Annotated in this window: 24 protein-coding genes; 14 read left to right on the top strand and 10 right to left on the bottom strand. The window is 63.4% G+C overall.

Going from position 1 to position 24770, the window contains the following annotated elements:
• On the bottom strand, window positions 1-247 hold a 247-nt coding region (locus tag AX756_RS26435), incomplete at its 3' end, for a hypothetical protein (RefSeq protein WP_231701111.1).
• Window positions 248-346: 99 nt separating this feature from the next.
• Between AX756_RS26435 and AX756_RS19805 the strand changes: the two genes are divergently transcribed.
• Complete coding sequence (locus AX756_RS19805) at window positions 347-1252, top strand: lytic transglycosylase domain-containing protein (RefSeq protein ID WP_068315974.1); 906 nt, start codon at window positions 347-349, stop codon at window positions 1250-1252.
• Between the two features lie 19 nt (window positions 1253-1271).
• Here the strand turns inward: AX756_RS19805 and AX756_RS19800 are convergent, their stop codons facing one another.
• The 5 genes from AX756_RS19800 to AX756_RS19780 form a co-directional block, all read right to left on the bottom strand.
• Entirely contained in the window at window positions 1272-2021 is a 750-nt protein-coding gene (locus AX756_RS19800) for an SDR family NAD(P)-dependent oxidoreductase (RefSeq protein ID WP_068315971.1), read from the bottom strand.
• Window positions 2021-3325 (bottom strand): FAD-binding oxidoreductase, encoded by a 1305-nt coding sequence (locus AX756_RS19795; protein ID WP_068315968.1) that lies wholly within the window; start codon window positions 3323-3325, stop codon window positions 2021-2023. Before AX756_RS19795 ends, AX756_RS19800 begins: the two co-directional genes overlap by 1 nt.
• 432 nt (window positions 3326-3757) lie before the next feature.
• Window positions 3758-4384: a CoA transferase subunit B gene (locus AX756_RS19790; RefSeq protein ID WP_068315965.1), complete on the bottom strand. Its 627-nt coding sequence runs from the start codon at window positions 4382-4384 to the stop codon at window positions 3758-3760.
• Window positions 4384-5088: a CoA transferase subunit A gene (locus AX756_RS19785; protein WP_068315961.1), complete on the bottom strand. Its 705-nt coding sequence runs from the start codon at window positions 5086-5088 to the stop codon at window positions 4384-4386. The genes AX756_RS19790 and AX756_RS19785 overlap by 1 nt, the downstream gene beginning before the upstream one ends.
• 118 nt (window positions 5089-5206) lie before the next feature.
• Window positions 5207-6604 carry an aminotransferase-like domain-containing protein gene (locus AX756_RS19780; RefSeq protein WP_068315958.1) on the bottom strand — a complete coding sequence of 466 codons (1398 nt, stop codon included), beginning with the start codon at window positions 6602-6604 and terminating at the stop codon, window positions 5207-5209.
• Window positions 6605-6692: 88 nt separating this feature from the next.
• On the opposite strand from AX756_RS19780, the gene AX756_RS19775 reads away from it, so the two are divergent.
• Window positions 6693-6926 (top strand): DUF1127 domain-containing protein, encoded by a 234-nt coding sequence (locus AX756_RS19775; RefSeq protein WP_068315955.1) that lies wholly within the window; start codon window positions 6693-6695, stop codon window positions 6924-6926.
• 61 nt (window positions 6927-6987) lie between these two features.
• Here AX756_RS19775 and topA read toward each other — a convergent pair whose 3' ends face one another.
• Both topA and AX756_RS19765 read right to left on the bottom strand, forming a co-directional pair.
• On the bottom strand, window positions 6988-9609 hold the full coding sequence (gene topA / locus AX756_RS19770) for a type I DNA topoisomerase (RefSeq protein ID WP_068315951.1): 2622 nt from the start codon (window positions 9607-9609) through the stop codon (window positions 6988-6990).
• Window positions 9610-9781: 172 nt separating this feature from the next.
• Window positions 9782-10540 carry a FadR/GntR family transcriptional regulator gene (locus AX756_RS19765; RefSeq protein ID WP_068315948.1) on the bottom strand — a complete coding sequence of 253 codons (759 nt, stop codon included), beginning with the start codon at window positions 10538-10540 and terminating at the stop codon, window positions 9782-9784.
• A 165-nt stretch (window positions 10541-10705) separates the two neighbouring features.
• Here AX756_RS19765 and AX756_RS19760 point away from each other — a divergent pair, with 165 nt between their 5' ends.
• The gene (locus AX756_RS19760) at window positions 10706-11620 is read left to right on the top strand and encodes a 2-hydroxy-3-oxopropionate reductase (protein WP_331457778.1); all 915 of its coding nucleotides are present in this window, start codon (window positions 10706-10708) and stop codon (window positions 11618-11620) included.
• 145 nt (window positions 11621-11765) lie between these two features.
• Here AX756_RS19760 and dprA read toward each other — a convergent pair whose 3' ends face one another.
• On the bottom strand, window positions 11766-12950 hold the full coding sequence (gene dprA / locus AX756_RS19755) for a DNA-processing protein DprA (protein WP_331457777.1): 1185 nt from the start codon (window positions 12948-12950) through the stop codon (window positions 11766-11768).
• A 151-nt stretch (window positions 12951-13101) separates the two neighbouring features.
• Window positions 13102-14532, bottom strand: a complete 1431-nt coding sequence (tldD, locus tag AX756_RS19750; RefSeq protein WP_068315940.1) for a metalloprotease TldD — start codon at window positions 14530-14532, stop codon at window positions 13102-13104.
• 187 nt (window positions 14533-14719) lie between these two features.
• On the opposite strand from tldD, the gene coxB reads away from it, so the two are divergent.
• The 11 genes from coxB to AX756_RS19700 all read left to right on the top strand — a co-directional run bounded on the left by coxB (window position 14720) and on the right by AX756_RS19700 (window position 24765).
• A complete protein-coding gene (coxB, locus tag AX756_RS19745) occupies window positions 14720-15613 on the top strand; it encodes a cytochrome c oxidase subunit II (RefSeq protein WP_068315937.1) in 894 nt (297 codons plus the stop codon).
• A gap of 15 nt (window positions 15614-15628) precedes the next feature.
• Window positions 15629-16585 carry a heme o synthase gene (gene cyoE, locus AX756_RS19740; protein ID WP_068315934.1) on the top strand — a complete coding sequence of 319 codons (957 nt, stop codon included), beginning with the start codon at window positions 15629-15631 and terminating at the stop codon, window positions 16583-16585.
• Window positions 16582-16752, top strand: coding sequence for a cytochrome c oxidase system small membrane protein (locus tag AX756_RS26120; RefSeq protein WP_170307722.1), 171 nt, complete (start codon window positions 16582-16584; stop codon window positions 16750-16752). The genes cyoE and AX756_RS26120 overlap by 4 nt, the downstream gene beginning before the upstream one ends.
• Window positions 16749-17318: a cytochrome c oxidase assembly protein gene (locus tag AX756_RS19735; protein ID WP_269432964.1), complete on the top strand. Its 570-nt coding sequence runs from the start codon at window positions 16749-16751 to the stop codon at window positions 17316-17318. The genes AX756_RS26120 and AX756_RS19735 overlap by 4 nt, the downstream gene beginning before the upstream one ends.
• A 34-nt stretch (window positions 17319-17352) precedes the next feature.
• A complete protein-coding gene (locus AX756_RS19730) occupies window positions 17353-18156 on the top strand; it encodes a cytochrome c oxidase subunit 3 (RefSeq protein WP_068315931.1) in 804 nt (267 codons plus the stop codon).
• A 98-nt stretch (window positions 18157-18254) separates the two neighbouring features.
• A complete protein-coding gene (locus AX756_RS19725) occupies window positions 18255-18929 on the top strand; it encodes an SURF1 family protein (RefSeq protein WP_068315928.1) in 675 nt (224 codons plus the stop codon).
• Window positions 18930-19058: 129 nt separating this feature from the next.
• Window positions 19059-20447, top strand: coding sequence for a threonine synthase (thrC, locus tag AX756_RS19720; RefSeq protein WP_068315925.1), 1389 nt, complete (start codon window positions 19059-19061; stop codon window positions 20445-20447).
• Complete coding sequence (locus tag AX756_RS19715) at window positions 20444-21706, top strand: M16 family metallopeptidase (RefSeq protein WP_068315921.1); 1263 nt, start codon at window positions 20444-20446, stop codon at window positions 21704-21706. Before thrC ends, AX756_RS19715 begins: the two co-directional genes overlap by 4 nt.
• Window positions 21706-22290, top strand: a complete 585-nt coding sequence (locus tag AX756_RS19710) for a GNAT family N-acetyltransferase (RefSeq protein WP_068315918.1) — start codon at window positions 21706-21708, stop codon at window positions 22288-22290. Before AX756_RS19715 ends, AX756_RS19710 begins: the two co-directional genes overlap by 1 nt.
• A gap of 145 nt (window positions 22291-22435) precedes the next feature.
• Entirely contained in the window at window positions 22436-23281 is an 846-nt protein-coding gene (locus AX756_RS19705) for an MBL fold metallo-hydrolase (protein WP_170307724.1), read from the top strand.
• Window positions 23282-23349: 68 nt separating this feature from the next.
• A complete protein-coding gene (locus AX756_RS19700; protein ID WP_068315915.1) occupies window positions 23350-24765 on the top strand; it encodes an FAD-binding oxidoreductase in 1416 nt (471 codons plus the stop codon).
• Window positions 24766-24770: the final 5 nt, after the last annotated feature.

Here is a 24770-nt window from a genome sequence, read left to right as displayed (position 1 = left end):
ATGGGTATAGAAAGCCAGTGAACTCGGGCAGGAATTGGGCGCGGATCGTTCGTTTTCCGTACTTTGCCGGGATAATTACGTGAAAATTCGAATGACTTTCGGGAAAGTCGGTTTCCATGCCGGGCAACGTTTCGCCCAGTATTCCTAGGCGTTCGTACTGCCGACAGGCGGCGTATGGCGCTAAAATCACGGCATCGGCGCCCTCTACTGTGCCCTTTTCACATGAATCGACCAGAAATTTCCGCACGGCACCTGTTCCTGCTGTGCGTGGGCCCAGGATTTTGAGACCATCAGGCCAAGGCAAAAAACAAGAGCAGGCAAACGAAAAGAAATGGGAGGCAGGCCCATGCGTTGTCTTGGATGGACGACCCTGGCAGCACTTGCGCTTGCCGGGTCCGTGGCTGTCGCCGAGCAGGCCGCCGGCGAAAAGGATTTTACCTTCAAGCGGGTGAAGGTCGGTGGCGGGCTACCTGGCGGCAAACGGATTATGGTTCAGATCGACCCCGTGGAGCAGAAACGCATGCTGGCGCTCAATCCGGCCGTTCCCCTGCGCCCGGAGGTGCCGCATGATGTGAAGCGCGGGGCCGACTCGCCGGTCGAAGCCATGGGCGAGGCCGAAAAAGACGTTCCTTCGTCCAGCTATGCGTGGTTCTGGAACCTTATCTCGCCGCATATGTCAGACAGCCGCTCCGGACGCATGGAGACCGCTGTCGCGGCGTTGCGGAACGGGCCAGGCGGTGCGAGCGTCAAGGCGCCGCGGCTCTCCCATCTGCAAGCGATCGCCGATCAACATGGCGCCGAGATCCTGAAGGCCACCATTGGGACGAGAGTTTCTCCCGCGCTCGTGCTGGCCGTGATCGGGATCGAGAGTTCGGGCCGCACGGCGGCGGTGAGCTCGGCGGGTGCTACGGGCCTGATGCAGTTGATGCCGGCCACGGCCGAACGGTTCGGCGTGAAAGACCGGACCGACGCCGTGCAGAATATTCGCGGAGGGGTGGCCTATCTCGACTGGCTTCTGAAGCATTTCGACCGCGATCCGATCATGGCGCTGGCGGGTTACAACGCCGGTGAGAATGCCGTGCGCAGCAACGCGGGCGTGCCACCCTATGCGGAAACGCGTGATTACGTGCCCAAGGTGATTGCCGCCTGGAACGTGGCAAAGGGGCTGTGCCTGACGCAACCGCAGCTTGTCTCCGATGGCTGCGTCTTCCGGCGCGGCATGCAGACGGCTCAGGTGGTCGACAAGCCGTGAGCCCGGCGGTCGACTGTCCTCAGATCGACATCTTGCGGAAGATGGGTTCCGGCACGGCGCGGATGATCATCATGATGTAGCGCCAGAAGAAGGGCGTGTAGATCACGTTCCGCTTCTTCTCCACGGCCTTGAGAATGCTGTCGGCCACCGCTTCGGGCGGCGCGACGAGGAACATGCCCTCCAGCCCCCAGGTCATGGCGGTGTCGACGAATCCCGGCTTCACGGTGATCGCATGCGCGCCCGAACGCCCGAGCCGGTTGCGCAGTCCGGACATGTAGGTGGCGAACCCGGCCTTGGCGGCACCATAGACATAGTTCCCGACCCGTCCGCGGTCCCCGGCAACCGAACCGACCCCGACAATCGTGCCCGAACCACGCGCTTCCAATAGCGGGGCAAGCCCGTGCAGCAGTCGGGCGGGGCCGGTGAAACTGTCGGCAACAACGCCGTCGAGCATTTCCGGGGCGGTATCGATCTCCCCCTGCGGCGGCATGGAGCCGACGAAGACGGCGGTGTTGAGTGTGCCGTCCATGGCGCGCATACGGTCCAGGATGGGCTGGAATGTCTCTGGCGCGCGCGCATCGAAATGCAGGCTCTCGGCGAGCGCGGCGCCGCGCAGGCGACAATCGGATGCTGTCGCCTCCAGGTCGGCCATGTCGCGGCCTGCCAGCAGCAGGTTTGCGCCGCGTTCGGCGAGTTTGCGGGCCAGCGCGCGGGCCATCGAAGAGGTCGCGCCGAGAATGAGCCAGGTTTCCGTTGTTGCGTCGGTCATCACAGGTTCCTCAGGTCAAGGCGGCGTACCAGATCGGTGGCGTAGTTCTGGTCCGGGTCCAACTCGTTGACGATCTCGGCCCAGGCGATGCGCTCGGGATACATGGCGTCCATATGCTCCGGGGAGGCGAAGGAATCCTTTGCCAGGTAAACGCGCCCGTCCACCTCAGCCGTCATGTCGATCAGGCTGCGGATCATGTCGGGCGCTTGTTCGCGCGCGGGGAAATCGATGGCGAGCGTGTAGCCTTCGGCGGGGAAAGACATCATGCCGCCTTCGGCCGGTCCCATACGCTTGAGCACGGCAAGCGGCGAAGCAAGACCGGAGGCGCTGACCTTTTCGAGCATCCCGCGCAGCACCTCGCGCTCGTCCAGCGGTACCACGCATTGGAATTGGTGGAATCCGCGCTTGCCGTAGAGGCGGTTCCAGTCGTGGATCTTGTCGAGCGGGAAGAAGAAGTCTTCCAGAGCTTTCACGACCGTTCGGCCACGTTCCGGAATGCGCCGGTAATATGCGGCATTGAAGCTGCGTACGATTGGGCCAGAGAGCGCAAAATGCGGTGCATCCATCGGGATCCGCTTGCCACGCTTGGCCGGGGGGACGAGCCCGGCGCCGGTCTCGCCCTCTTCGAGTATGCCGCGCCCGAGCGCGTCTCCCCGCGCCGTGGCATCGATCCAACCGACGGTATAGGTGGCCTCGCTCGCGTCCAGCGCGTCGAAATAGCTGTCCAGATCCGGCATGCGCCGTTCCGTCACCATAGCGAGTGCGCCCTTTGTTGGCGTCAGTTGGATTCGGGCGCTTGCGATGGGACCGGTTTGCCCCATGCCGCCGATCGTGGCCGCGAATAACGGATCGTCAGGGGCGATTGTGTGTATCCCGTCGGGCAGAGCGAGCGTCATGTCGCGCACGTGTTGGCCGAAGCTGCCCTGATGGTGATGATTCTTGCCATGCACATCCATGCCGATGGCGCCGCCCACGGTGGCGAAACCGGTGCCGGGCAGGACGGTTGGCAGCCAGCCGCGGGGCCCGAAATGGGTGACGATATCGCCCAGCATGCAACCGGATTCGACCTCGAGAATGCCTGTTTCGCGATCAAAGCCCAGGAACCTGTCGAGCCGCGCCGTGCTGATGGCGCGGCCGCCGCTGTTCAGGCTCGCATCGCCATAGCTCCGCCGCTGGCCAATGGCCGGGCAGGGCGATTGCGCGGAGAGATGTTCGAGTGTCGCGGCGCGTTCGGGCCGCGCGATTTCGCCTTCGGCGCGGAAGTACCGTCCCCAGCCGGTGTATTCCATTTGTTTCCAGGTCATGGAAGCGGCCTTGTCCTGTCTCGTCCGGTTCAACGCAAACCGCTCTCTTCCGGGCTCGACACCGGAGGGAAGACATGTTGATCCTCAGAGGCACTGCTCGTGCTTGTTGTCATTTGTTCTTGGATATCGGGCAATTGAGGCCGATTTATGGAATTGTTTCCGGTTTTTGCGTGATGCCGAGAATGTCCGTGGGCTTGTGGGGGGCAGCCCTTGGACCATTGTTCGACGTTGGGGGCTCAGCCCCCAGACCCCCGGGATATTTTAGGTCAGAAGAAAAAGGGGAGTGCCGGACATCTTCTTCTGACTGACAATATCCCCGCCGGAGGCACGATCCGAAGGATCGTTCGCTCGCGCGAAGTGCGCGCCACCGAGCGGCGATTGCTCCCAATGCAGAGGTTCAGGCAGCGCCACCATGACGCTGCCTGAGTTTCATCACACCAGCGTCGCCTCCGTCGCGGCGCGGAGTTCTGCCTCGCTCACGCCCGGGGCGCATTCGACAATCTTCAGCCCGCCCTCGACAACGTCCAAGACGCCGAGATTGGTGACGATGCGGTCGACGACGCTCTGACCGGTCAGCGGCAGGGTGCATGCCTTGAGCACCTTGCTCTCGCCCTTCTTGTTGGTGTGGTCCATCACCACGACCACGCGACCGACGCCAGCCACCAGATCCATCGCGCCGCCCATGCCCTTGACCAGCTTGCCCGGGATCATCCAGTTCGCTAGATCGCCATTTTCGGCCACTTCCATCGCGCCCAGGATCGCCATCGCGATCTTGCCGCCACGGATCATGCCGAAGCTCTGTGCGCTGTCGAAATAGGCCGTCTGGGGCAGTTCGGTGATCGTCTGCTTGCCGGCATTGATCAGGTCGGCATCCTCTTCGCCCTCGTAGGGGAAGGGGCCCATGCCCAGCATGCCGTTCTCCGATTGCAGCGTAACCTCGATGCCTTCGGGAATGTAATTGGCCACCAGCGTCGGGATGCCGATGCCGAGATTCACATACCAGCCGTCCTGAAGCTCCTGTGCGGCCCGTGCCGCCATCTGATTGCGATCCCAGGGCATTACACTTCCTTCTTCTTGCGGGTGGTGCGCTGTTCGATGCGCTTCTCGTGCTCGCCCTGGATCAGGCGGTGGACATAGATGCCGGGCAGGTGGATCGAGTCGGGGTCGAGCGAGCCGGTTGGCACGATCTCTTCGACCTCGACAACGCAGACCTTGCCGCACATTGCTGCAGGCGGATTGAAGTTGCGCGCGGTCTTGCGGAAGACAAGGTTTCCGGTCGGGTCGGCCTTCCAGGCCTTGACGATGGACAGGTCGGCAAAGATCCCTTCCTCGAGGATGTAGGTCTCGCCGTTGAACTCCTTGTGCTCCTTGCCCTCGGCCACGACCGTGCCGACACCGGTCTTGGTGTAGAAGCCCGGGATACCACAACCACCGGCGCGCATGCGCTCAGCCAGCGTGCCTTGCGGGTTGAATTCCAGCTCCAGCTCGCCGGAGAGATATTGCCGCATGAATTCGGCATTCTCGCCCACATAGGAGGACATCATCTTCTTCACCTGCTTGGTCTGCAGCAGGATACCGATACCGAAATCGTCGACGCCGGCATTGTTGGAGGCGAAGGTCAGATCCTTCGCGCCCGACTCCTTGATCGCGTTTAGAAGCAGCTCCGGAATGCCGCAGAGACCGAAGCCCCCGGCGGCAATCAACATGCCGTCCTGCAGCAACCCGTCCAGCGCCTCGGTGGCGCTGCCGTATACCTTGTCCATGAAGAACCTCCCTTATCCCTTTGGGTAAAGGGTTGTGCCGACAGATGGCGCAGCTGTCAAATGAATGCTGCGACGCGGCGCTTTCCGTTTTCGGAAAGAACGCGGGGTGTGAGGCCTGTCATACCGTCATCTGTTCGGGCGGATTATTCAGCAGGTCGCGCAGAACCGTCATGGCTACCTCGAAACGTTCCAGTGAAATCTGGCCATTCACGCAGATACGTACCGAATGGGGCGCGCGGCCTTCGCGCAGGGTGAAGTCCTCCGCCGAACGGATCTGGATGCCGGCACGTTCCGCGGCCAGAGTGAATTCCGACGCCCGCCAGCCGCGCGGCAGGTCCAGCCATAGAAATGGCACGTCGTCGTGCCATTTGAGATCGAACCCGCCCAGCATGTTGACCGCTACGCGGATATACTCGGCGATTCTGCCGCGCACCGCGACCGAGATGCGCTGTGTTTCCGGGTCGCTCAGCACGATGCGCGCCACTTCGGCTAATGGGCGGGCGAGGCCGAAAAAGCCATACTCCGCCGCCCGGCGCAGGTCGTTGTAACGCCCTTTCGCGGCTACTGCGAAGCCGATGCGCAGCGCCGGGGTGATCGTCTTGGAAATTGAGGAAACATACCACGCCCCCTCCGGCCAGAGCGCACGGTAGCTCTGCGCGCGGGCCGGGCCGATGCGATAGCAGTCGTCTTCGAGGATCTGCACCCCGCCAGCGCGGCGGCAGGCTGCAACGATGGCTTCGCGGCGCTCCAGCGGGGTGTGCAATCCGGTCGGATTATGCACTTCGGGCGAGGTGCAGATCAGCCGCGCCCCGCTGCGCTGCGCGATCCGCTCCAGCTCCTCAGGGATCAGCCCTTGTGCGTCGCTCGGCACGCCCACGACCTCGATCCGAAGCACTTCGGCAGCGCGCCGGAAGCCGGGATAAGAGAGATCCTCGACCATGATCGTCGGCTTCTGCTCGCGCAGCGCGGCTTGCAAGACCAACGAAATCGCGTTCTGTCCGCCATTGCACAGCACCACGTCCTTGTGTCCGACGCTGCCGAGCGGCATGTCCGACAGCCACTTTACGGCGGCTTCCCGGGCGGGTCGGAACCCTTCGCGGCTGGGATATTCGACCAGATCGGCAATCGGTCCGTCAGCGACCTGCCGCAGAGCGGCCCGGATCGCGGACACTTGTCCCATATCGGGCAGGCGGGGGCTGAAGAGGTTGATAACGCCATCCTCTTGGGGATGTGCGCGAAGCCAGTCTTCTTCTGAGACGGCCGGGCGCTTGGGAGCAACGAAGGTGCCGCGCCCGACCACCGCTTCGAGCTGGCCGGCATCGGTGAGCTGCGAATAGGCGCGGGCGACGGTTCCGGGGGTGACGCCAACTTCCCAAGCCAATTGGCGCACCGGCGGCAGCCGTTCGCCGACCGGAAGCACTCCGGTTTCGATGGCATTGGCAAGGTGATCGGCCAGTGCCTTGTACTTGGCCCGTCCAGTGAGATCGATGCCCTCGATCCATTTTGTACCCGACACAATACTTTCCTCGACTTGGCTCAATTTGAGATGTACCGATTTTTGTACTGAATAAATAAACATTGTGTCAATACAATAGGAGAGTCCCATGACACAGTTTCCCTCCGCCACGACGACCCGGCTCGAAAGCCTGAAGTCCCGGAAATCCTTGCCGCTTCTGGCTGATTTCTTCGTACTGGCCGCGGAAACCGTCGTGAAATGGGAGCAGCGAAGCCGTTCGCGCCGACATCTGCGCGAACTGTCGCCACACCACTTGCGCGACATCGGGCTAACGCCGGACATGGTCGACCGGGAAGTGCGCAAGCTCTTCTGGCAGATCTGAAAGCAAAAGGGCCGCGCGGCGGATGCCGGCGGCCCGAAAGTGCGATCCTGAAAGAACGACCCTATTCGGCGGCGTCTCCGGACGCTGCTTTCTTCGTCTTAGGCTTGGCGGTAGATTTCTTGGCTGCCGGTTTCTTCTTGGCGGCGGCCTTTTTCGGCGCGGCTTTCTTGCGCGTTCTCTTCTTGCCCGCCTTTTCGGCGATCAGTTCCACGGCCTGTTCCATCGTCACCGATTGCGGGTCGGTGTCCTTGGGCAGGGTGGCGTTGACCTTTTCCCATTTCACGTAGGGCCCGTAGCGGCCCTCCATGACATTGACCGGGCCACCACTCTCGGGATGCTCGCCCAACTCCTTGAGCGGCTTGGCGGCCGTGCCGCCACGGCCACGCGGATTGGCGCGTTTCTCGGCCAGCATCTCCACCGCACGGTTCATGCCGACCTCGAAAACCTCCGAAGGGTCCTTGAGATTGGCATAGACCGGCTTGGCCTCGTCCGGCTTCTGGTGCGCGATATAGGGGCCGAAACGGCCGAAATTGGAGGTGATCATGCCACCTTCGGGATGCTCGCCGATCTCGCGCGGCAGGCTCAGAAGCGTGAGCGCCTTTTCCAGGTCCATGTCGTCCGCCGACCAGCCGCGTGGCAGGCTGGAGCGCGGCGGCTTGGGGTTTTCCTCGGTGACATCGCCGCGCTGCACATACGGCCCGTAGCGGCCATCGCGCAACGTGATCTTGTCGCCATTGTCTTCGCCCAGCAGCTTGCCATCCGGGCCAATGCCCGAATCTTCCGCGCCGGGCGGGCCAAAGGGGCGCGTGTAGCGGCATTCGGGATAGTTCGAGCAGCCGATGAAGGCGCCGCCTGACCGCGCCGTGCGCATGGAGAGCCGCCCCGCGCCGCAATTGGGGCAGGCGCGCGGGTCCGTCCCTTCCGCATTGGGCGGGAAGAGATGCGGCTCCAGCACCTCGTTGATCTTCTCCAGCACATCGGTGATGCGCAGCTCGGCTGTCTCGGCGATGGCGGCAGAGAAATCGCGCCAGAATTTCGACAGCACTTCCTTGTAGTCGGCCTCGCCGGCCGAGACATGGTCCAGCTCCGCTTCCAGCCCGGAGGTGAACTCGTAGCCGACATATTGCCGAAAATAGTTCATCAGGAAGGCGATGACGAGCCGCCCCTTGTCCTCTGGGAAAAGGCGGTTCTTGTCCTTGCGGACGTAGCCTCGGTCCTGGATCGTGGTGACGATCGAGGCATAGGTCGAGGGCCGGCCGATGCCGAGCTCTTCCATCCGCTTGACCAGCGTGGCCTCGGTATAGCGCGGGGGCGGCTGGGTGAAATGCTGCTCTGGCGTGATCGCGCCCTTCTTGGCCGGCTCGCCCTGCATGACCTGCGGCAGGCGCTTGTCGTCGTCATCGACGACGACATCGTCCCGGCCTTCTTCATAGACGCGCAGGAAGCCGTCGAAGAGCACCACCTGACCGGTGGCGCGCAGGCCAACCTGGCCGTCGCGGCTCTCGATGTCCACGGTGGTCCGTTCCAGCCGCGCGCCTTCCATCTGGCTGGCCAGCGTGCGCTTCCAGATCAGGTCATAAAGCTTGCGTTGGTCCGGCTCCGACACTTTCAGGCTCGCGGCATCGCGGGTCATGTCGGTGGGGCGGATGCATTCATGCGCTTCCTGCGCATTCTTGGCCTTGTTCTTGTAGATGCGCGGGCTGCTCGGCACGTATTCGGCACCGTAGCGCGCCTTGATAGCGTCGCGAGCCGCGGAAATCGCCTCGGGCGCCATGTCGATCCCGTCGGTCCGCATATAGGTGATGAGGCCCGCCTCGTAAAGCCGCTGGGCGGCGTTCATGGTCTGGCGGGCGCCCATACCGAACTTGCGGCTGGCTTCCTGCTGCAGCGTGGAGGTCATGAAAGGGGCCGAGGGGTTGCGGCTGGCGGGTTTGGCCTCAACCGCGCTCACGGTCAAATCGCGCGAGGTGATCGCCTGCACGGCCATCTCGGCGGCCGTCTCGTTGGCAATGTCGAACTTGTCGAGCTTCTTGCCGGCCAGCGTCGTCAGCCGCGCCTCGTAGCTCTGGCCGCGCGGCGTCTCGAGCACGGCCTTCACGGTCCAGTATTCCTGCGCGTTGAAGGCCTCGATCTCCATCTCGCGCTCGACGATGAGCCGCAAGCAGACCGACTGCACGCGGCCGGCAGAGCGCGAGCCGGGCAGCTTGCGCCACAGAACCGGCGAGAGATTGAAGCCCACCAGATAGTCCAGCGCGCGGCGGGCGAGATAGGCATCCACCAGCGGCTGGTCCACCTGGCGGGGGTTCTTCATCGCTTCGGTCACCGCCGATTCGGTGATCGCGTTGAAGACGACGCGGGAAACCGGCGTGTCCTTCTTGATCGCCCGGCGCTTGCGCAGCGCCTCCTCGAGGTGCCACGAAATCGCCTCGCCCTCTCGGTCGGGGTCGGTTGCGAGGATCAGCGCGTTATCTTCCTTCAGCGCGTCCGCGATCGCTTTCACATGTTTCTTGGAGTCGTTTCCGATCTCCCAGGTCATCTCGAAATCGTTATCGGTATCGACCGACCCGTCCTTGGGCGGCAGGTCGCGCACATGCCCGTAGGAGGCCAGGACGGTGTAGTTGTCGCCCAGATACTTGTTGATGGTTTTCGCTTTGGCGGGCGACTCGACGACAACTACGGGCATTAGGGAACCTTCGAAAGATGGGTCGTGCAATTGGCGGCGGAACATGTGGCGCTGACCGGAGCTTGTCAATGCGACGACGGCGCGAATTTTCGCCCACCCTACGGGTGAAAATTTTCGGGCAACCGGGCGGTCGAGACGTCAGGCCCGTCTCTCGGCCGGTGGGAGCGGGCGTTCAGCGGGGCAGGTGCGCCGGGGCGCCAATGATCTCCGGGTCGATTCCGAGTTCCTCTGCGGTGAGTTGCATGACCTTGTGCGCGGAGTCGTAAGCCCCGGCCGGATCGCGCATCCGGATGCACTCCATCAGGGCGCGGTGCAGGCCGAGTGCCCTGCGCAACTCGTCGCTGGATTCGTTGCTGCGCCGCACCACGAGGGTAATGGCAGGACGCAGGATATGCGCCAGATGCGACCAGATCGCGTTATGCGTCGCCTGATACACGGCGACATGGAACGAGACGTCATGTTGGGTGAAGCTGTCGTTGCCGGTCGGGCCGTCGGTTGCGCAGCGCTCCATGCCCTCCATGGCGTCCTCCATGGCCAGCAGATCGCGCGCCCGCGCTTTTCGTGCGGCGGCGGCGGCGATCAGCGGTTCGGCTGAGAAGCGGAACTCGAATATGCTGCGAACGAGATCGGGGTGCGGGTTTTCATGATCGGCAAGCATGCCCGTTACCGCCGGGTCGAGGATGTTCCAGTCGCTGAAATCCTGCGCGATCGTTCCTTGACCGACAAAGCGCTCGACAATGCCGCGCGCGGCAAGAGCCTGCAATCCGCTACGCACCGACGCGCGGCTCACGCCGAAACGCTCGACAAGCTCCATCTCCGTGGGAAGAACATCGCCTGGGCGGTAGGTGCCGGAGAGAATCTCCAGCCCGAGCGCATCGGCGATCTGGGGGCCGAGCGGAAGGTCCCTGTTGACCGATCCGGGCTGAATCATCTGTGCGCTCCGTTCTGCATTGGCTTTGTCCTATTCCATTTTGTCTTTGTCAGACAAATGTGAGCCGCGAGTTGCGTCAAAAGGTCCAGATATGGCGAGATCTTATGTGGGTGGCCTTTTTCGCTGTTTTAAATGTCAGACAAAGTATTATGAGATGTCCAGCAACTGCAAGCCGTAGAGGAGGCATCCATGAGTAAGCTTGGTTTTATCGGATTGGGGATCATGGGCGGGCCGATGGCGCTCAACCTGCAAAAGGGCGGATATGAGATTTTCGCCTGCGATATGAAGAAGGTTCCGGACGCCCTGGTCGAAGGCGGCGCTGTGGTCTGTGGCTCGGCCCGCGAAGTGGCCGAAAAGGCCGATATCATCTTCACGATGCTGCCGAACACGCCGGATGTGGGCAAGGTTCTCTTCGGCGAGAATGGCGTGGCCGAGGGGCTCACGCCCGGCAAGATCGTCATCGATCACAGCTCCATCGCGCCCAAGGAAACCCGCGAATATGCGGCCAAGATCAACGAGCTGGGCTGCGAGTATATCGACGCACCGGTTTCCGGCGGCGATGTGGGCGCCCAGGCTGGCACGCTGGCCATCATGTGTGGCGGCAACCAGGATGCCTTTGACCGGGCAAAGCCGATGCTGGACTGCATGGGCAAGAACGTGACCCTTGTCGGTGCCAACGGCATTGGCCAGATGACCAAGATCTGCAACCAGATCATCGTCGGCAACACCATCGAGGCAGTCGCCGAGGCGCTGCTTCTGGCCGCTCGCGCCGGGGCCGACCCGCGTAAGGTTCATGCCGCGCTGGCCGGTGGATGGGCGGATTCGCTCGTGTTCCAGAACCACGGCAAGCGCATGATCGAGCGCAATTTCGAGCCCGGTGGCCGGATCGAACTGCACCGCAAGGACCTGAATCTTGCTCTGGCTGAGGGCTATGCGCTCGGCGTGCCGCTGCCGAACACGGCAACCACCCATGCGCTCTGGAATGCCTGTGTTGGGGCTGGCGGGATCGCCTGGGACCATTCGGCAATCATCAAGGCGCTCGAAGCAATGAGCGGCTTCGAGCTCGGTGACGAGGCCTGAGCCAGCCGGTGACATTGGAAATCGCCGCTTCGGGGCAATCTGCTCCGGGGCGGCGAATTTCGTTTGGCGAGGTGATTGGTTCAGCTGCGTCCGTTGACCGGATTGCAGGCGTCAGGGCCCAACGACGGCTCTGAGTGCGCGCGACCTAGGCCGAGAGCGCCAGAAGGCCTCCGGGCTGGCGTTCGACCTGGCCTTCCATTTCGAGTTCGAGCAACTCGCCTGCCACCATCTGGTTCGGCAGGCTAAGATCACGCAGCAGTTGGTCCTCTGCAATGGGGGCCGGGCCGAGCAGCGACAGGATGCGGGCTCTGATCGAGACCTGCGAATCGCCGGTCGTCGGTTGCGCGGGTTCGGTCCCTGGCGGAGAGAATTGCCCGGCCGGTTTTCGGACCGAGCTCATGGCAAGGCGTTGAGCCGGTGGGCGCGGTCGTGTCAGGCCGAGCGGCCCGGTGGCTTCCAGCACGTCTTCGACCCCGCGGATCAGCGTGGCGCCATCCCGGATCAGCATGTTGCAACCAGCGGCGCGGGCATCGAGTGGGTGGCCGGGCATGGCCAGCACGTCGCGCCCCTGATCGAGCGCATCGCGGGCGGTGATGAGGCTGCCCGAGCGGGCGGCTGCCTCGACCACGATGACGGCGGAAGCGAGACCCGACACGATGCGGTTCCGACGCGGAAAATGGCGGGCCTGCGGGCGCATGCCGGGGGGCATTTCCGAGAGGATCATCCCGCGCTCGGCGATCTGCGCAGTCAGTTCGGCGTTTTCACGCGGGTAGATGACATCCACCCCGCCAGCGACAACGGCGATGGTGCCGGTTTCCAGCGCGGCCTTGTGAACGACCCCGTCGATCCCTCGGGCGAGACCGGAGACGATGACGAAACCGGCGCCGCCAAGCCCCTTGGCCAGCGAGGCCGCAGCGCGTCGCCCGAGGCTGGAGGCATTTCGGGCGCCGACCATGGCAAGGGTGGGGCGCCCGGCAAGGCGGCTGTCACCGATGGCCCAAAGCATCGGCGGCGCGTCGGTCAGATCCATCAAGGAGGTGGGGTAATCCTGTGCGCCGATAAAGAGGGGGCGTGCTCCGGCGCGAAAGCCTGCTTCCAGTTCTTGCTCGGCCTGTTCTCGTGGGAAGGGGCTGTAACGCGACATGCCCGCTCTGGCCGCAACCTGCGGAAGCGCGGCGAGCGCGGCTTCGGCATCGCCCGCGTGTTCGTTCATCAACCTGTAGAAGGTTGCGGTTCCCACGCGGTGGGAGCGCAAGAGACGGAGCCAGGCCAGTCTGGTTCCTTCCGAGGTGGGTGGTGCGAGGGGGGGTGGGGAAGAAACTATCTCCAAACCGTCGCTACTCCATCTCTTGCTTAAGTCATCGCTAAGGCGAAAGCGTTAACCGCAGGTAAACCGAGATGGCCAGTTGGCAGAAATTCCACAAAAAACGCGGACCGCAAAAAGCCCGCGCTGATCACTTATCGACGTGTGCCGGGGAAACTCAGGTCGCGGAGCCACCCACCGTTAGCCCGCCAATGCGCAGGGTCGGCTGTCCGACACCCACCGGCACCCACTGTCCGGCCTTGCCGCAATTGCCGATGCCCGGATCGAGCGCCATGTCATTGCCGATGGCGGTGATCTGGCGAAGGGCGGTGGGGCCGTCGCCGATCAGCGTGGCACCTTTTACCGCGGCTCCGACCTGTCCGTTCTTTACCCGGTAGGCCTCGGTGCAGGAGAAAACGAACTTGCCGTTGGTGATGTCGACCTGGCCGCCGCCGAAACCGACGGCATAGATCCCGTCCTTGAGATCGGCGAGGATGTCTTCTGGCGCGGCATCGCCGGAGAGCATGTAGGTATTGGTCATGCGCGGCATGGGCGGGTGGGCATAGCTTTCGCGGCGGCCATTGCCGGTGGGGGCGGCGCCCATCAGGCGCGCATTCTGGCGATCCTGCATGAAGCCGACGAGAATTCCGTCCTCGATCAGCACATTGCGGCCCGAGGGGGTGCCCTCGTCATCGACGGTGATGGAGCCGCGGCGGTCGGGAATGGTGCCGTCATCGAGCACGGTCACGCCGGGTGCGGCGATCCTCTGGCCCATCAGCCCGGCAAAGGCCGAGGTGCCCTTGCGGTTGGCATCGCCCTCCAGCCCGTGGCCGATGGCTTCGTGCAGCAGGATGCCGGGCCACCCCGGGCCAAGCACGACATCCATGACTCCCGCCGGGGCCGGTTCAGCGTCGAGATTGACCAGCGCGATGCGCAGTGCCTCGCGCGTCGTGGCTTGCCAGTGGGCGCGGTCGAGCAGGCCATCGAGGCCTGCACGCCCGCCGCCGCCGGTTCCGCCCTGTTCGCGCCGCCCGTCCTTTTCGACAATCACGCTCACGTTCAGCCGGCTCATCGGGCGGGTGTCCTGCACCAGCGTGCCGTCGGGGCGCAGAATCGTGACCTCCTGAATCGAGGCCGCGAGGGTGGCGGAGACCTGCACCACGCGCGGATCGAGCGCGCGAGCGAACGCGTCGATCTCGCGCAGCGTTTCGATCTTCAACGGGAAGGCGGCATCGGCGATGGGATTGCCGTCGCCATAGAGTTTGCGATTCGTCGCCTGGGGGGCGTCTGCCAGCGTTCCGCCGCCATCGCCCACGGCCAGCCGCGCGGTTTCGGAGGCCCGCCGGAGCGCTGCCTCGCTGATTTCGGTGGAATGCGCATAGCCTGCGGTCTCGCCGCGCACCGCGCGCAGGCCAAAACCTTCAGCAGCGTCATAGCTCGCGGTCTTGATCCGGCCATCGTCGAAAACCAGCGCTTCGGAACGGCGCCTTTCGAGGAAAATCTCCCCGTCGTCAGCACCTTGGGTGGCGTCGCGCAGGATTCGCAGGGCTGCGTCCTGATCCAGATGGGTCTCGAAGGGGCGGAAAGCTGTATTTTCGGTTCCGGTCAAAGGGATGGCTCCTGATATCGACACATTCGCAGGTGAGTCGAAATTTCAAATCACCGACTTGTGCGGTTATGCGTAATATGGTCTTCTGCCGCGAGGACACAACGGGCTTGATGCCCGGATGGCTCATGCCATCTGGGAGGACGGCCCGTCGCGGCTTAGGCCGAATAGCGAACGGGACATAAAATTGATGCGACTTTTGACGCTGAAGAGCGGCCTCGCGGCTGCCCTTGCTGGCATGTTTACGGCCGGCGCTGCCATCGCCCAGGATGCGGGCAATCTTGAAGTGATCGGTGCGCCGAAACCGGGGGGGATCGGGTTCCAGCCGGCGGTGACCGAACTGGCGCGCGATATTCACTTTCTCGACGGGCTGCTGAACTACATCATCTTTGCCATCGTGATCTTCGTGGCGGCGTTGTTGGGCTATGTCTTTCTGCGCCACAACCGCAAGGCCAACCCCGAGCCCGCGCGTTTCACGCACAACTCCCCGATCGAGGTCGCCTGGACGATCGTGCCCATAATCATACTGGTCGTGATCGGGTCGTTCTCGCTGCCTGTGCTGTTCAAGCAGCAGATCATCCCGGAAGGCGACATAACCATCAAGGCGATCGGTAACCAGTGGTACTGGACCTATGAATATCCCGATCACGAGTTCACCTTCGACAGCTACATGATCGGTCAGGATGCCGAGAACAAGCTGACCGACGAGGTCGTGGCCCAGCTTGAGGCCGCCGGTTACGAGAAGGAGCACTTCCTGCTCGCCACCGATACCGCCGTCGTCGTACCGGTCAACAAGACCGTCGTCGTGCAGGTCACCGCGACCGACGTGATCCACTCCTGGACCATTCCCGCATTCGGTGTGAAGCAGGATGCTGTGCCGGGCCGCCTGGCCGAGCTGTGGTTCAAGGCAGAGGAAGAGGGCGTCTATTTCGGCCAGTGTTCCGAGCTTTGCGGCATCGCTCATGCCTATATGCCGATCACCGTGAAAGTGGTGAGCGAAGAGGCGTATGCGCAGTGGCTGGATGGTGCGATCGAGGAATATGCCGGCAAACCGCGCGCGCTGAACCTGGCTTCGGCCGAATAATCGCGCGGACGGTTCATGACGGATACATCTCTTCATACGTCCGCGCAGGAGTCGGTTCGGAGTGCTGAGCCGGAGCTGAAGGATTACTTCGCGCTGCTGAAGCCGCGGGTCATGTCGCTCGTCGTCTTCACCGCGCTGGTGGGCCTTCTGGTGGCGCCGGTGCCGGTACACCCGTTCATCATCTTCACCTCGGTGCTCTTCATCGCCATCGGCGGGGGCGCGTCGGGCGCGCTGAACATGTGGTGGGATGCCGATATCGACCGCATCATGCGCCGTACGCAGAAACGGCCGATCCCGGCGGGCAAGGTAAGCGAAGGCGAGGCGCTCGGCCTCGGGCTCGCGCTTTCCGGACTGTCGGTGATGATGCTGGCGCTGGCCTCGAATATCTTCGCGGGTGCGCTGCTGGCCTTCACCATCTTCTTCTATGTCGTTATCTACACGATGTGGCTGAAGCGCTGGACGCCGCAGAACATCGTCATCGGCGGCGCCGCCGGAGCCTTCCCGCCGATGATCGGCTGGGCGGTGGCCACGGGCGGCGTTTCCGTCGAATCCGTTCTGATGTTCGCGCTGATCTTCATCTGGACGCCGCCGCATTTCTGGGCGCTGGCGCTGTTCATGAAGTCCGACTACGACGAGGCGAAGGTTCCGATGCTGACGGTGACCCACGGCCATGACGTGACACGCCGCCATATCCTCGGCTACACCATCCTGCTCGCCGCCTGTTCGCTCGGGCTGGCCTTCACCTCAATCGGTGGTCCGGCCTATCTGGCTACGGCGCTGGTGATGAATTTCCGTTTCCTTGTCGGTGCCTGGAAAGTTTTCAAGCGCTCCACGGCTCAGGCCGAAGCGGATGCCTATGGCGAGGAGAAACGCTTCTTCAAGCTGTCGCTGTGGTATCTCTTCGCACATTTCACCGCGCTGCTTGTCGATGCCGCGCTGCGGGGGCTTGGCCTCTGGGGAGGGTTCGCATGATCCGCGCAACGCATGAGCTGCATGATCGCCGCAGGGGCCGCAATCTCGGTCTCGGGCTGATCCTGCTTGCCTTTGTCGGCATCGTCTTCGGCATGACCATCGTCAAGGTCGGCGGAGGTCAGGACGTGCTGGGCACCGGCATGGTCAACACGGAGGCCGGGCAGTGATCTTTCCGAACCTCCAGGGACCCAAACGGACGCTCGCCCAAACGTTGGGCGTGGTGTTCGTCATGGGATCGCTCGCTTGGGCTTCGGTGCCGCTTTACGACTTTTTCTGTCGCGTCACCGGCTATGGCGGCACGACCAATACCGCCGATGCCGGCTCCGACCTGATCCTGGACAAGACCATCAAGGTCCGCTTCGACGGCTCGCTCGCCGAGAATATGCCGTGGAGCTTCAAGCCCATGGAACGCGAGATGGAGATTCGCATCGGTGAGACGGGGCTGGCCTTCTACGAGGCGCATAACCCGACGGACCGGCCGGTCGCGGGCTCTGCCAGCTACAACGTGGCACCCTTCGACGCCGGCAACTACTTCGTCAAGATCGACTGCTTTTGCTTTGAAGAGCAAGTATTGCAGCCCGGCGAGACCGCCATCATGCCGGTCTCCTTTTATGTCGATCCCGAGATCGTAAACGACCGCGACGCAAAATACGCGCCGCGGATCACGCTTTCCTACACATTCTATGAAATCGACCTGCCGCAAGAGCAGGCGGCGTTGGCGCTCCCTGAGTGACCAACACCTGAAGAAACGCGCAAAGGGACCAAATATGGCACACGCCAAGAACCACGATTATCACATCCTGCCGCCATCGATCTGGCCGTTCATTGGAGCAGTCGCCGGCTTTGTCATGCTTTTCGGCGCCGTGCTGTGGATGCATGATATTACGCCATTCATGTTCTTCGCCGGTCTGATCGGCGTCCTCTACACGATGTATGCCTGGTGGGCCGAGACCATCGCCGAGGAGCAGGCGGGCGATCACACGCCAGTGGTGCTGATCGGGCTGCGCTACGGTTTCATCCTGTTCATCATGTCCGAGGTGATGTTCTTCGCCGCGTGGTTCTGGTCCTTCTTCAAGCACGCCATGTACCCGATGGGCCCGGAAAGCCCGGCCGTCGATGGCGTCTGGCCGCCCGCCGGCATCGAGACCTTCGACCCGTGGCACCTGCCGCTGATCAATACGCTGATCCTGCTTCTGTCGGGCTGTGCGGCCACCTGGGCCCACCATGCGCTTGTCCATGACGACAACAACCGCAAGGACATGAAGATGGGGCTGATCCTCGCCGTTGTGCTCGGCCTGATCTTCACCGTCTTCCAGGCCTATGAATACAGCCACGCCGCCTTCGGTTTCGCTGGCAACATCTATGGTGCCAACTTCTTCATGGCGACCGGTTTCCACGGGGCCCATGTCATCATTGGCACGATCTTCCTTTTCATATGCTACCTGCGCACCCGCGCCGGGCATTTCACCCCCGAGAGCCATATCGGCTTCGAGGCGGCGGCCTGGTACTGGCACTTCGTGGACGTGGTCTGGCTTTTCCTCTTCTTCGCCGTCTACATCTGGGGCGGTTGAGCCATAGATTTCTTGCCTCCGGCAGGAGTATTTGATCCAAGAAGAAGCAGGGGCGCGGCATTGGCTGCGCCCCGCGCCATTTGGAGGGCCACGGAAAGGTGAAACGCTACATAGCGCCATTGCTGATTGGATTGATCGGCGGCGGGATCCTGATTTCGCTGGGCGTCTGGCAGGTCCAGCGTCTCGCCTGGAAGGAAGCGATCCTCTCCGAGATCGACCGACAAATCCTCGCTGCGCCCGTGCCGGTTCCAGTCAACCCCGATGCGGATACCGACCAGTACCTCCCTGTCGAGGTCTCTGGCGCAACTGGCCAGCGCGAGTTGCATTTCCTCGTTTCCACCCGCAAGCTCGGCCCGGGTTTCCGCATCATCACCGCGCTGGAGATGGATAATGGCCGCCGTATCCTGCTCGATCACGGTTTTATCCCGACCGATGCCAAGCAGGCGAAGCGCACACCCGGAACCGTAACAGTCATCGGAAACCTGCACTGGCCCGAGGAGCGGGACCGTTTCACGCCGGAGAACGACCCGGAGACCAACTATTGGTATGCCCGGGATGTGCCGCTGCTGGCCGGTGTTCTGGAGACTGAGCCGGTTTTGGTCGTGGCGCGGAAGATGACCCCCGCCGATCCAACCGTGACGCCCTTGCCGGTCGATAGTTCCGGTATCCCGAACGACCATCTCGGCTACGCCGTCACCTGGTTTGGCCTTGCCCTGTGCTGGTTGGGGATGACAGCGCTGCAACTCTGGCGTATCTCACGTCGCAACCCTTGACTCCAAAAAGAAATGAGCCGGCCCGCCGACTTCTTCTGACCCGAAATATCCCCGCCGGAGGCTCCCGAACGCGCACCCCGCGCAAAGGCCGGGCCGGGTGCGGGCCGACAGACACGAGATCATACTACGATGAAATACATCTCTACCCGAGGCCAGGCGCCGATCCTCTCCTTCGAGGAAGCGATGCTCACGGGGCTTGCCCGCGATGGCGGCCTCTATGTCCCCCAGGAAATCCCGCAGATGTCGCCTGCCGATATCGCCGCGCTGGCCGGGCTTCCCTACGAGGAAGTGGCCTTCCGCATCATGTGGCCCTTCCTCGGCGAGAGCTTTACGGAGGACGAATTCCGAGAGATCATCGCCAAGGCCTACGCCTCTTTCGGCCACGCCGCCCGCGCGCCGATGGTGCAGCTCGGGCCCAACCATTTCCTGCTGGAGCTGTTCCACGGGCCGACCCTGGCCTTCAAGGATTTTGCCATGCAGCTCATTGGCCAGCTCTTCCAGGTGGCCCTGAAGCGGCGCGGCGAGAAGGTCACCATTGTTGGTGCCACCTCCGGCGATACCGGCTCGGCCGCCATCGAGGCCTTTCGCGGTCTCGACGCGGTAGATGTCTTCATCCTCTTCCCGCATGGCCGCGTCTCCGAGGTGCAGCGCCGCCAGATGACCACGCCGTCGGAGGCCAATGTCCACGCCCTCGCGCTCGATGGCGATTTCGACGATTGCCAGGCGCGGCTGAAGGACATGTTCAACCATTTCGACTTCCGCGACGAGGTCCGCCTCGCCGGGGTGAACTCGATCAACTGGGCGCGGGTTCTGGCGCAGGTCGTCTATTACTTCACCTCCGCCGTGGCCCTCGGCGCGCCGCATCGCCCGGTTTCCTTGACGGTGCCCACCGGCAATTTCGGCGATATCTTCGCGGGCTACATCGCCCGCCGCATGGGCCTTCCGATCGAGAAGCTGGTCATCGCCACCAACCGGAACGACATCCTGCACCGTGCGCTCAGCTCCGGCGGCTATGTCACGTCCGGGGTCACGCCGTCGATCAGCCCGTCGATGGATATCCAGGTCAGTTCCAATTTCGAGCGTGCGCTCTTCGACGCTTATGGCCGCGATGGCAACGCGGTCGCGCAACTCATGGACGAGCTGAAAGGGCAGGGCGGCTTCACGATCTCCCAAGGCGCGCTGCAATCCTTGTGCGAAACCTTCGCCTCTGGCCGTGCCTCGGAGGAAGAAACCACCGCGACGATCAAGCGCCTCTTCGCCGAGACCGGCGAGATTCTCTGCCCTCATAGCGCCGTCGGCGTGAAGGTGGCCGGGGAGCATATGGGCACGACCCCGATGATCACGCTTGCCACTGCGCATCCGGCGAAATTCCCCGACGCGGTCGAGGCTGCCACCGGTCAGCGCCCACCTCTTCCCAATCGCATGGCGGATCTGTATGAGCGACCCGAACGCGTGACCCGTGTCGCCAACGACCTTGCCGCGCTGGAAGCCCTCATCAAGGAAAGGCGCGCTTCTTGAGCGTACAACTCGACAGACTTCCGAACGGCCTGCGTATCGTCACCGAAACCATGCCGGGGCTGGAAAGCGCGGCCGTAGGCCTCTGGGTCAATGCCGGCGGCCGCCACGAGCGGATCGAGCAGAATGGCATCGCCCATTTCCTCGAACATATGGCCTTCAAGGGCACCAAGCGGCGCACGGCGTTGCAGATCGCCGAGGAGATCGAGGATGTGGGCGGTTTCATCAACGCCTATACCTCGCGCGAGGCCACGGCCTATTACGCCCGCGTGCTCAAGGCCGATGTGCCGTTGGCGCTGGACGTGATCTCCGACATCGTGCTCAACCCGATCTTTTCCCCCGGAGAGATCGAGGTGGAGCGCGGCGTGATCCTGCAGGAGATCGGACAGGCGCTCGACACGCCCGATGACATCGTCTTCGACTGGCTGCAGGAAGCGGCCTATCCCGATCAGGCGCTTGGCCGCACCATTCTCGGGCCGTCCGAGCGTGTTGCCAACTTTTCCCGCGAGGATCTCTCAGGGTTCATCTCCGAGCATTACGTCCCGGGGCATATGGTGCTCTCGGCCGCAGGGGCCGTGGATCACGACCAGATCATGCGGCTCGCCGAGGAGGCTTTCGGCCACCTGCCGGCGCTCGAGATCAGCCAGCATGACCATGCCCGTTTCAAGGGCGGCGAGCGGCGCGAGATCAAGAAGCTTGAGCAGGTCCATTTCGCGCTCGCCCTCGAAGGCCCGGCCTATTCCGACGACGATGTCTATACCGCGCAGATCTATGCCACGCTGCTCGGCGGCGGCATGTCTTCGCGGCTCTTCCAGGAGATCCGCGAGAAGCGCGGCCTGTGTTATTCGATCTTTGCCCAGGCTGGTTCCTATGCTGATACCGGCATGATGACGCTCTATGCCGGCACCTCCGCGGACGATATCGCCCAGCTTTCGGAGCTGACCGTGGACGAGCTGCGCCGCGTGGCCTCCGATGTGAGCGACGTGGAAGTGAACCGCGCCCGCGCGCAGATGAAGGCAGGGCTTCTGATGGGGCTGGAGAGCCCCTCGTCGCGTGCCGAACGGCTCGCCCGCCTTATCGGTATCTGGGACCGGGTGCCGCCGCTGGCGGAAACGGTGGCCCGAATCGAAGCGGTCGACCGCCTGCGCGTCGCCGAGTTTGCCGGACGGCTGCTCGGATCGGGGCAGGCGGCGCTCGCCCTTTACGGGCCCGCGGAACGTGCTCCCGAGTTGGGAGCCCTGCAGGAGAGGCTCGCAGCCTGATGCGGCTTGGCCGGAAAAAGGTTCGTATCGTCTCCGAACGCATGCTGCTGCGTCCGCCGACCCATGGCGATTTCCGTGCCTGGTCGAGTCTCCGGCAGGATTCGCGCGATTTCCTCGAGAAATGGGAGCCGCTCTGGTCCAAGGAGCACCTGTCGCGGCGCAACTTCACCAACCGGGTTTATTGGTCGACACGGGCGCTCGGCTCCGGCTCCGCGCTGCCGCTCTTCATGATCCGGCGCGAGGATGACGCGCTACTGGGCGCGATCACGCTGGACAATATCCGCCGCGGCCCGGCACAGGCCGGCACGCTCGGCTACTGGGTCGGCGCGCCCTTCGCGCGGCAGGGCTACATGCGCGAAGCGATTCTCGCCGTGGTGCACCATTCCTTCGAGAAGCTCGACCTGAGCCGGATCGAGGCCGCCTGCCTGCCGGAAAACGCGCCCTCGCGCGGCTGCCTTGAGAAATGCAGCTTCAAGTATGAGGGCGTCGCGCAGAGCTATCTCCAGATCAACGGCCGCTGGCGCAACCACGTGCTCTACGCCAACCTGCGCACTGACCGACGCGGGCGTACGGATATCGGCTGACACGCCGGTCTGCCCCAGGCATGGCGGCATCGCGCGAAGCCAGGGTCAACTCTCGAAGAATTCATGTGGTGCATTGAGCGTTCCATGGGATGATCCGGTGATAGTTCCGCGCCGTATTTCTCAAGGAAGCCCGATGGAGGACCCCATGGCCCGAATTGTGACTTGCCTGTTATCCGTTCTGATCGTTTTCGGCGGCTGGACCGCGTCAGCACAGGACCGCCGCCCGAGCCATTGCATCGCGTTGGTCGAGAATACCCCCGGGTTGGAAGTGATATGGCGCGCCGGTCTCCGGGACCCGCTGCCTGAGCACACAGTGCGGCTGAGCTTCATCGATCACTCGATGTACTTGCTGCAAACGCCGGGCGGGGTCAGCGCGGTTACCGATTACAACGGATTCATCGGCCCCGAGCCGCTGGTGCCGGATGTCGTGACCATGAACCAATCGCACAGTTCGCATTGGACGGAGCAGCCCGATCCAGCCATTGCGAACGTGCTAGAAGGTTGGGGGCCGCCGGGTATGCCCGCGGAGCATCGGCTCGAAATCGGCGACATGCTGGTGCGCAACGTGACGACGGATACGCGCTCCGCCTGGGGCGAGGGGGTGCGCAAGGATGGCAATTCGATCTTCATTTTCGAGGTGGCAGGCCTCTGCATCGGGCATCTGGGGCATCTGCATCACGAGCCGAGCCCCGAGCAATACGCCGCCATCGGCCGGCTCGACGTGGTGATGGCGCCAGTGGATGGGGGGCTGACCCTGCCGGTTCCGGTCATGATCAAGGTGTTGCAGCAGTTGCGCTCCTCCATCGTGCTGCCGATGCACTCCTTCTCGGGCGCCTCGCTCAACGCTTTCCTCGCCGGGATGGCAGAGGATTTCCGGATCGACATCCGCGATGAACGCGCGATCGAGGTATCGCTGCGCAGCTTGCCCTCGCAGCCGACCGTCATCGTTCTCAGGCCGCGTTTCCTCGGTTTCAACGACGAAGATCTCTGAACGGCAAGGCTCACCCTTGCACCCTGCGTCGCTGCGTGATTGATCGGGGGCCAACAGGAGGCCCGCCGATGTTGAACCCGGCCAGTGAACAGTTTGAAACCAGCTTGCGCGCGGCCCTGCCGGAGGCCTGTTTCCGTCCGCTTGAGCCGCGTTATCTCGAGGAGCCGCGGGCACGATTCCGCGGCCGCGATGCGCTGCTGCTGACACCGGGCAGCACGGAGGAAGTGTCCGAAATCCTGCGGCAGGCAAATGCGGCCCGCGTCGCCGTCATCCCCTATGGCGGGGGGACCGGGCTTGTCGGCGGCCAGGTGGGCGTGGGGCTGGAACGGCCGGTGCTGCTGTCGCTTGAGCGGATGAACCGGGTCCGTTCGGTGCACTCGGCGGAAAACCTGCTCATTGCCGAGGGTGGCGTGATCCTGAGCAATGTCCATGCCGCTGCCGATGCGGCCGGGCGCATCTTCCCGCTCTCGCTGGCCTCGGAAGGCTCGGCGCAGGTCGGTGGCTTGCTCGGCGCCAATGCCGGCGGTGTCAACATGCTGCGCTATGGCAATGCCCGGGAGCTATGCCTCGGCGTAGAGGCGGTTCTGGCCGATGGCTCGGTGATGCACGGCCTCAAGCGCCTGCGGAAGGACAATACCGGCTACGACCTGCGCAACCTGCTGATCGGCTCGGAGGGCACCCTGGGGGTGATCACGGCGGCCTGTCTGCGGCTGTTTTCACGCCCTGCTTCCTGCGGTACGGCGGCGATGGTCGTGCGCTCGCCGCGCGATGCTCTGACGCTTCTGAGCCAGGTGCAGGGACGGATCGGCGAGGGGATCTCTGCCTTCGAACTGATCCATCGCACCGGGTTGGAATTCCTTGCCGAGGTGATGCCGCAGGTGCGTCTGCCCTTCACGCAGGCGCCAGAATGGATGGTCCTGCTGGAGATCGGGCTCTCGGGCGGGCTCGATGCCGATGCAGCGCTGGAGCAGATTTTCGAACAGGCGGCCGAGGCCGGGCTGGTCCTCGACGGGGTGATCGCGTCCAGCGACGCGCAGCGGGACGCGCTCTGGCAGATGCGCGAATCCATCCCGGAGGCGAACCGCCTGATCGGGGCCATCACCTCGCATGACATTTCGGTGCCGATCGAGACCATCCCGGATTTCATTCCGCAGGCATGGGAACGGGTACAGGCCATCGGCCCCTACCGGGTGAACTGTTTCGGCCATCTGGGCGACGGTAACCTTCATTTCAACACCTACCCGCCCAAGGGCGAGGACCGGGACCGCTATGGCGATTGGCGGGTGGATATCAGCCGCCAGGTGCATGATCTTGTGCAGGAATTCGGCGGATCGGTCAGCGCCGAGCACGGAATCGGCCGGCTGAAGGTCGGTGATCTGGAACGCTATGGCGACCCGGCCAAGCTGGCCGCGATGCGCGCGATCAAATCCGCGCTGGACCCGGCGGGCATTCTCAATCCCGGTGTTGTGTTGCGCGCGACCTGACGGAG

It is taken from the genome of Aliiruegeria sabulilitoris (genome assembly GCF_001558155.1).
Lineage (GTDB): Bacteria > Pseudomonadota > Alphaproteobacteria > Rhodobacterales > Rhodobacteraceae > Tropicimonas > Tropicimonas sabulilitoris.
The sequence above is the reverse complement of the archived record's forward strand: the minus strand, read 5'-3'. Positions and strand labels throughout refer to the sequence as shown.

Bases quoted from the DNA above. Each gene is read 5' to 3' on its own strand.
- AX756_RS19700 (WP_068315915.1), top strand. From the start codon at position 23,350: ATGTTGAACCCGGCCAGTGAACAGTTTGAAACCAGCTTGCGCGCGGCC.
- AX756_RS19710 (WP_068315918.1), top strand. From the start codon at position 21,706: ATGCGGCTTGGCCGGAAAAAGGTTCGTATCGTCTCCGAACGCATGCTG.
- coxB (WP_068315937.1), top strand. From the start codon at position 14,720: ATGCGACTTTTGACGCTGAAGAGCGGCCTCGCGGCTGCCCTTGCTGGC.
- AX756_RS19765 (WP_068315948.1), bottom strand. From the start codon at position 10,540: ATGATTCAGCCCGGATCGGTCAACAGGGACCTTCCGCTCGGCCCCCAG.
- AX756_RS19775 (WP_068315955.1), top strand. From the start codon at position 6,693: ATGACACAGTTTCCCTCCGCCACGACGACCCGGCTCGAAAGCCTGAAG.
- AX756_RS19790 (WP_068315965.1), bottom strand. From the start codon at position 4,384: ATGCCCTGGGATCGCAATCAGATGGCGGCACGGGCCGCACAGGAGCTT.
- thrC (WP_068315925.1), top strand. From the start codon at position 19,059: ATGAAATACATCTCTACCCGAGGCCAGGCGCCGATCCTCTCCTTCGAG.
- AX756_RS19800 (WP_068315971.1), bottom strand. From the start codon at position 2,021: ATGACCGACGCAACAACGGAAACCTGGCTCATTCTCGGCGCGACCTCT.
- AX756_RS19805 (WP_068315974.1), top strand. From the start codon at position 347: ATGCGTTGTCTTGGATGGACGACCCTGGCAGCACTTGCGCTTGCCGGG.
- cyoE (WP_068315934.1), top strand. From the start codon at position 15,629: ATGACGGATACATCTCTTCATACGTCCGCGCAGGAGTCGGTTCGGAGT.
- AX756_RS19730 (WP_068315931.1), top strand. From the start codon at position 17,353: ATGGCACACGCCAAGAACCACGATTATCACATCCTGCCGCCATCGATC.
- AX756_RS19705 (WP_170307724.1), top strand. From the start codon at position 22,436: ATGGCCCGAATTGTGACTTGCCTGTTATCCGTTCTGATCGTTTTCGGC.
- topA (WP_068315951.1), bottom strand. From the start codon at position 9,609: ATGCCCGTAGTTGTCGTCGAGTCGCCCGCCAAAGCGAAAACCATCAAC.
- AX756_RS19785 (WP_068315961.1), bottom strand. From the start codon at position 5,088: ATGGACAAGGTATACGGCAGCGCCACCGAGGCGCTGGACGGGTTGCTG.
- AX756_RS26120 (WP_170307722.1), top strand. From the start codon at position 16,582: ATGATCCGCGCAACGCATGAGCTGCATGATCGCCGCAGGGGCCGCAAT.
- AX756_RS19795 (WP_068315968.1), bottom strand. From the start codon at position 3,325: ATGACCTGGAAACAAATGGAATACACCGGCTGGGGACGGTACTTCCGC.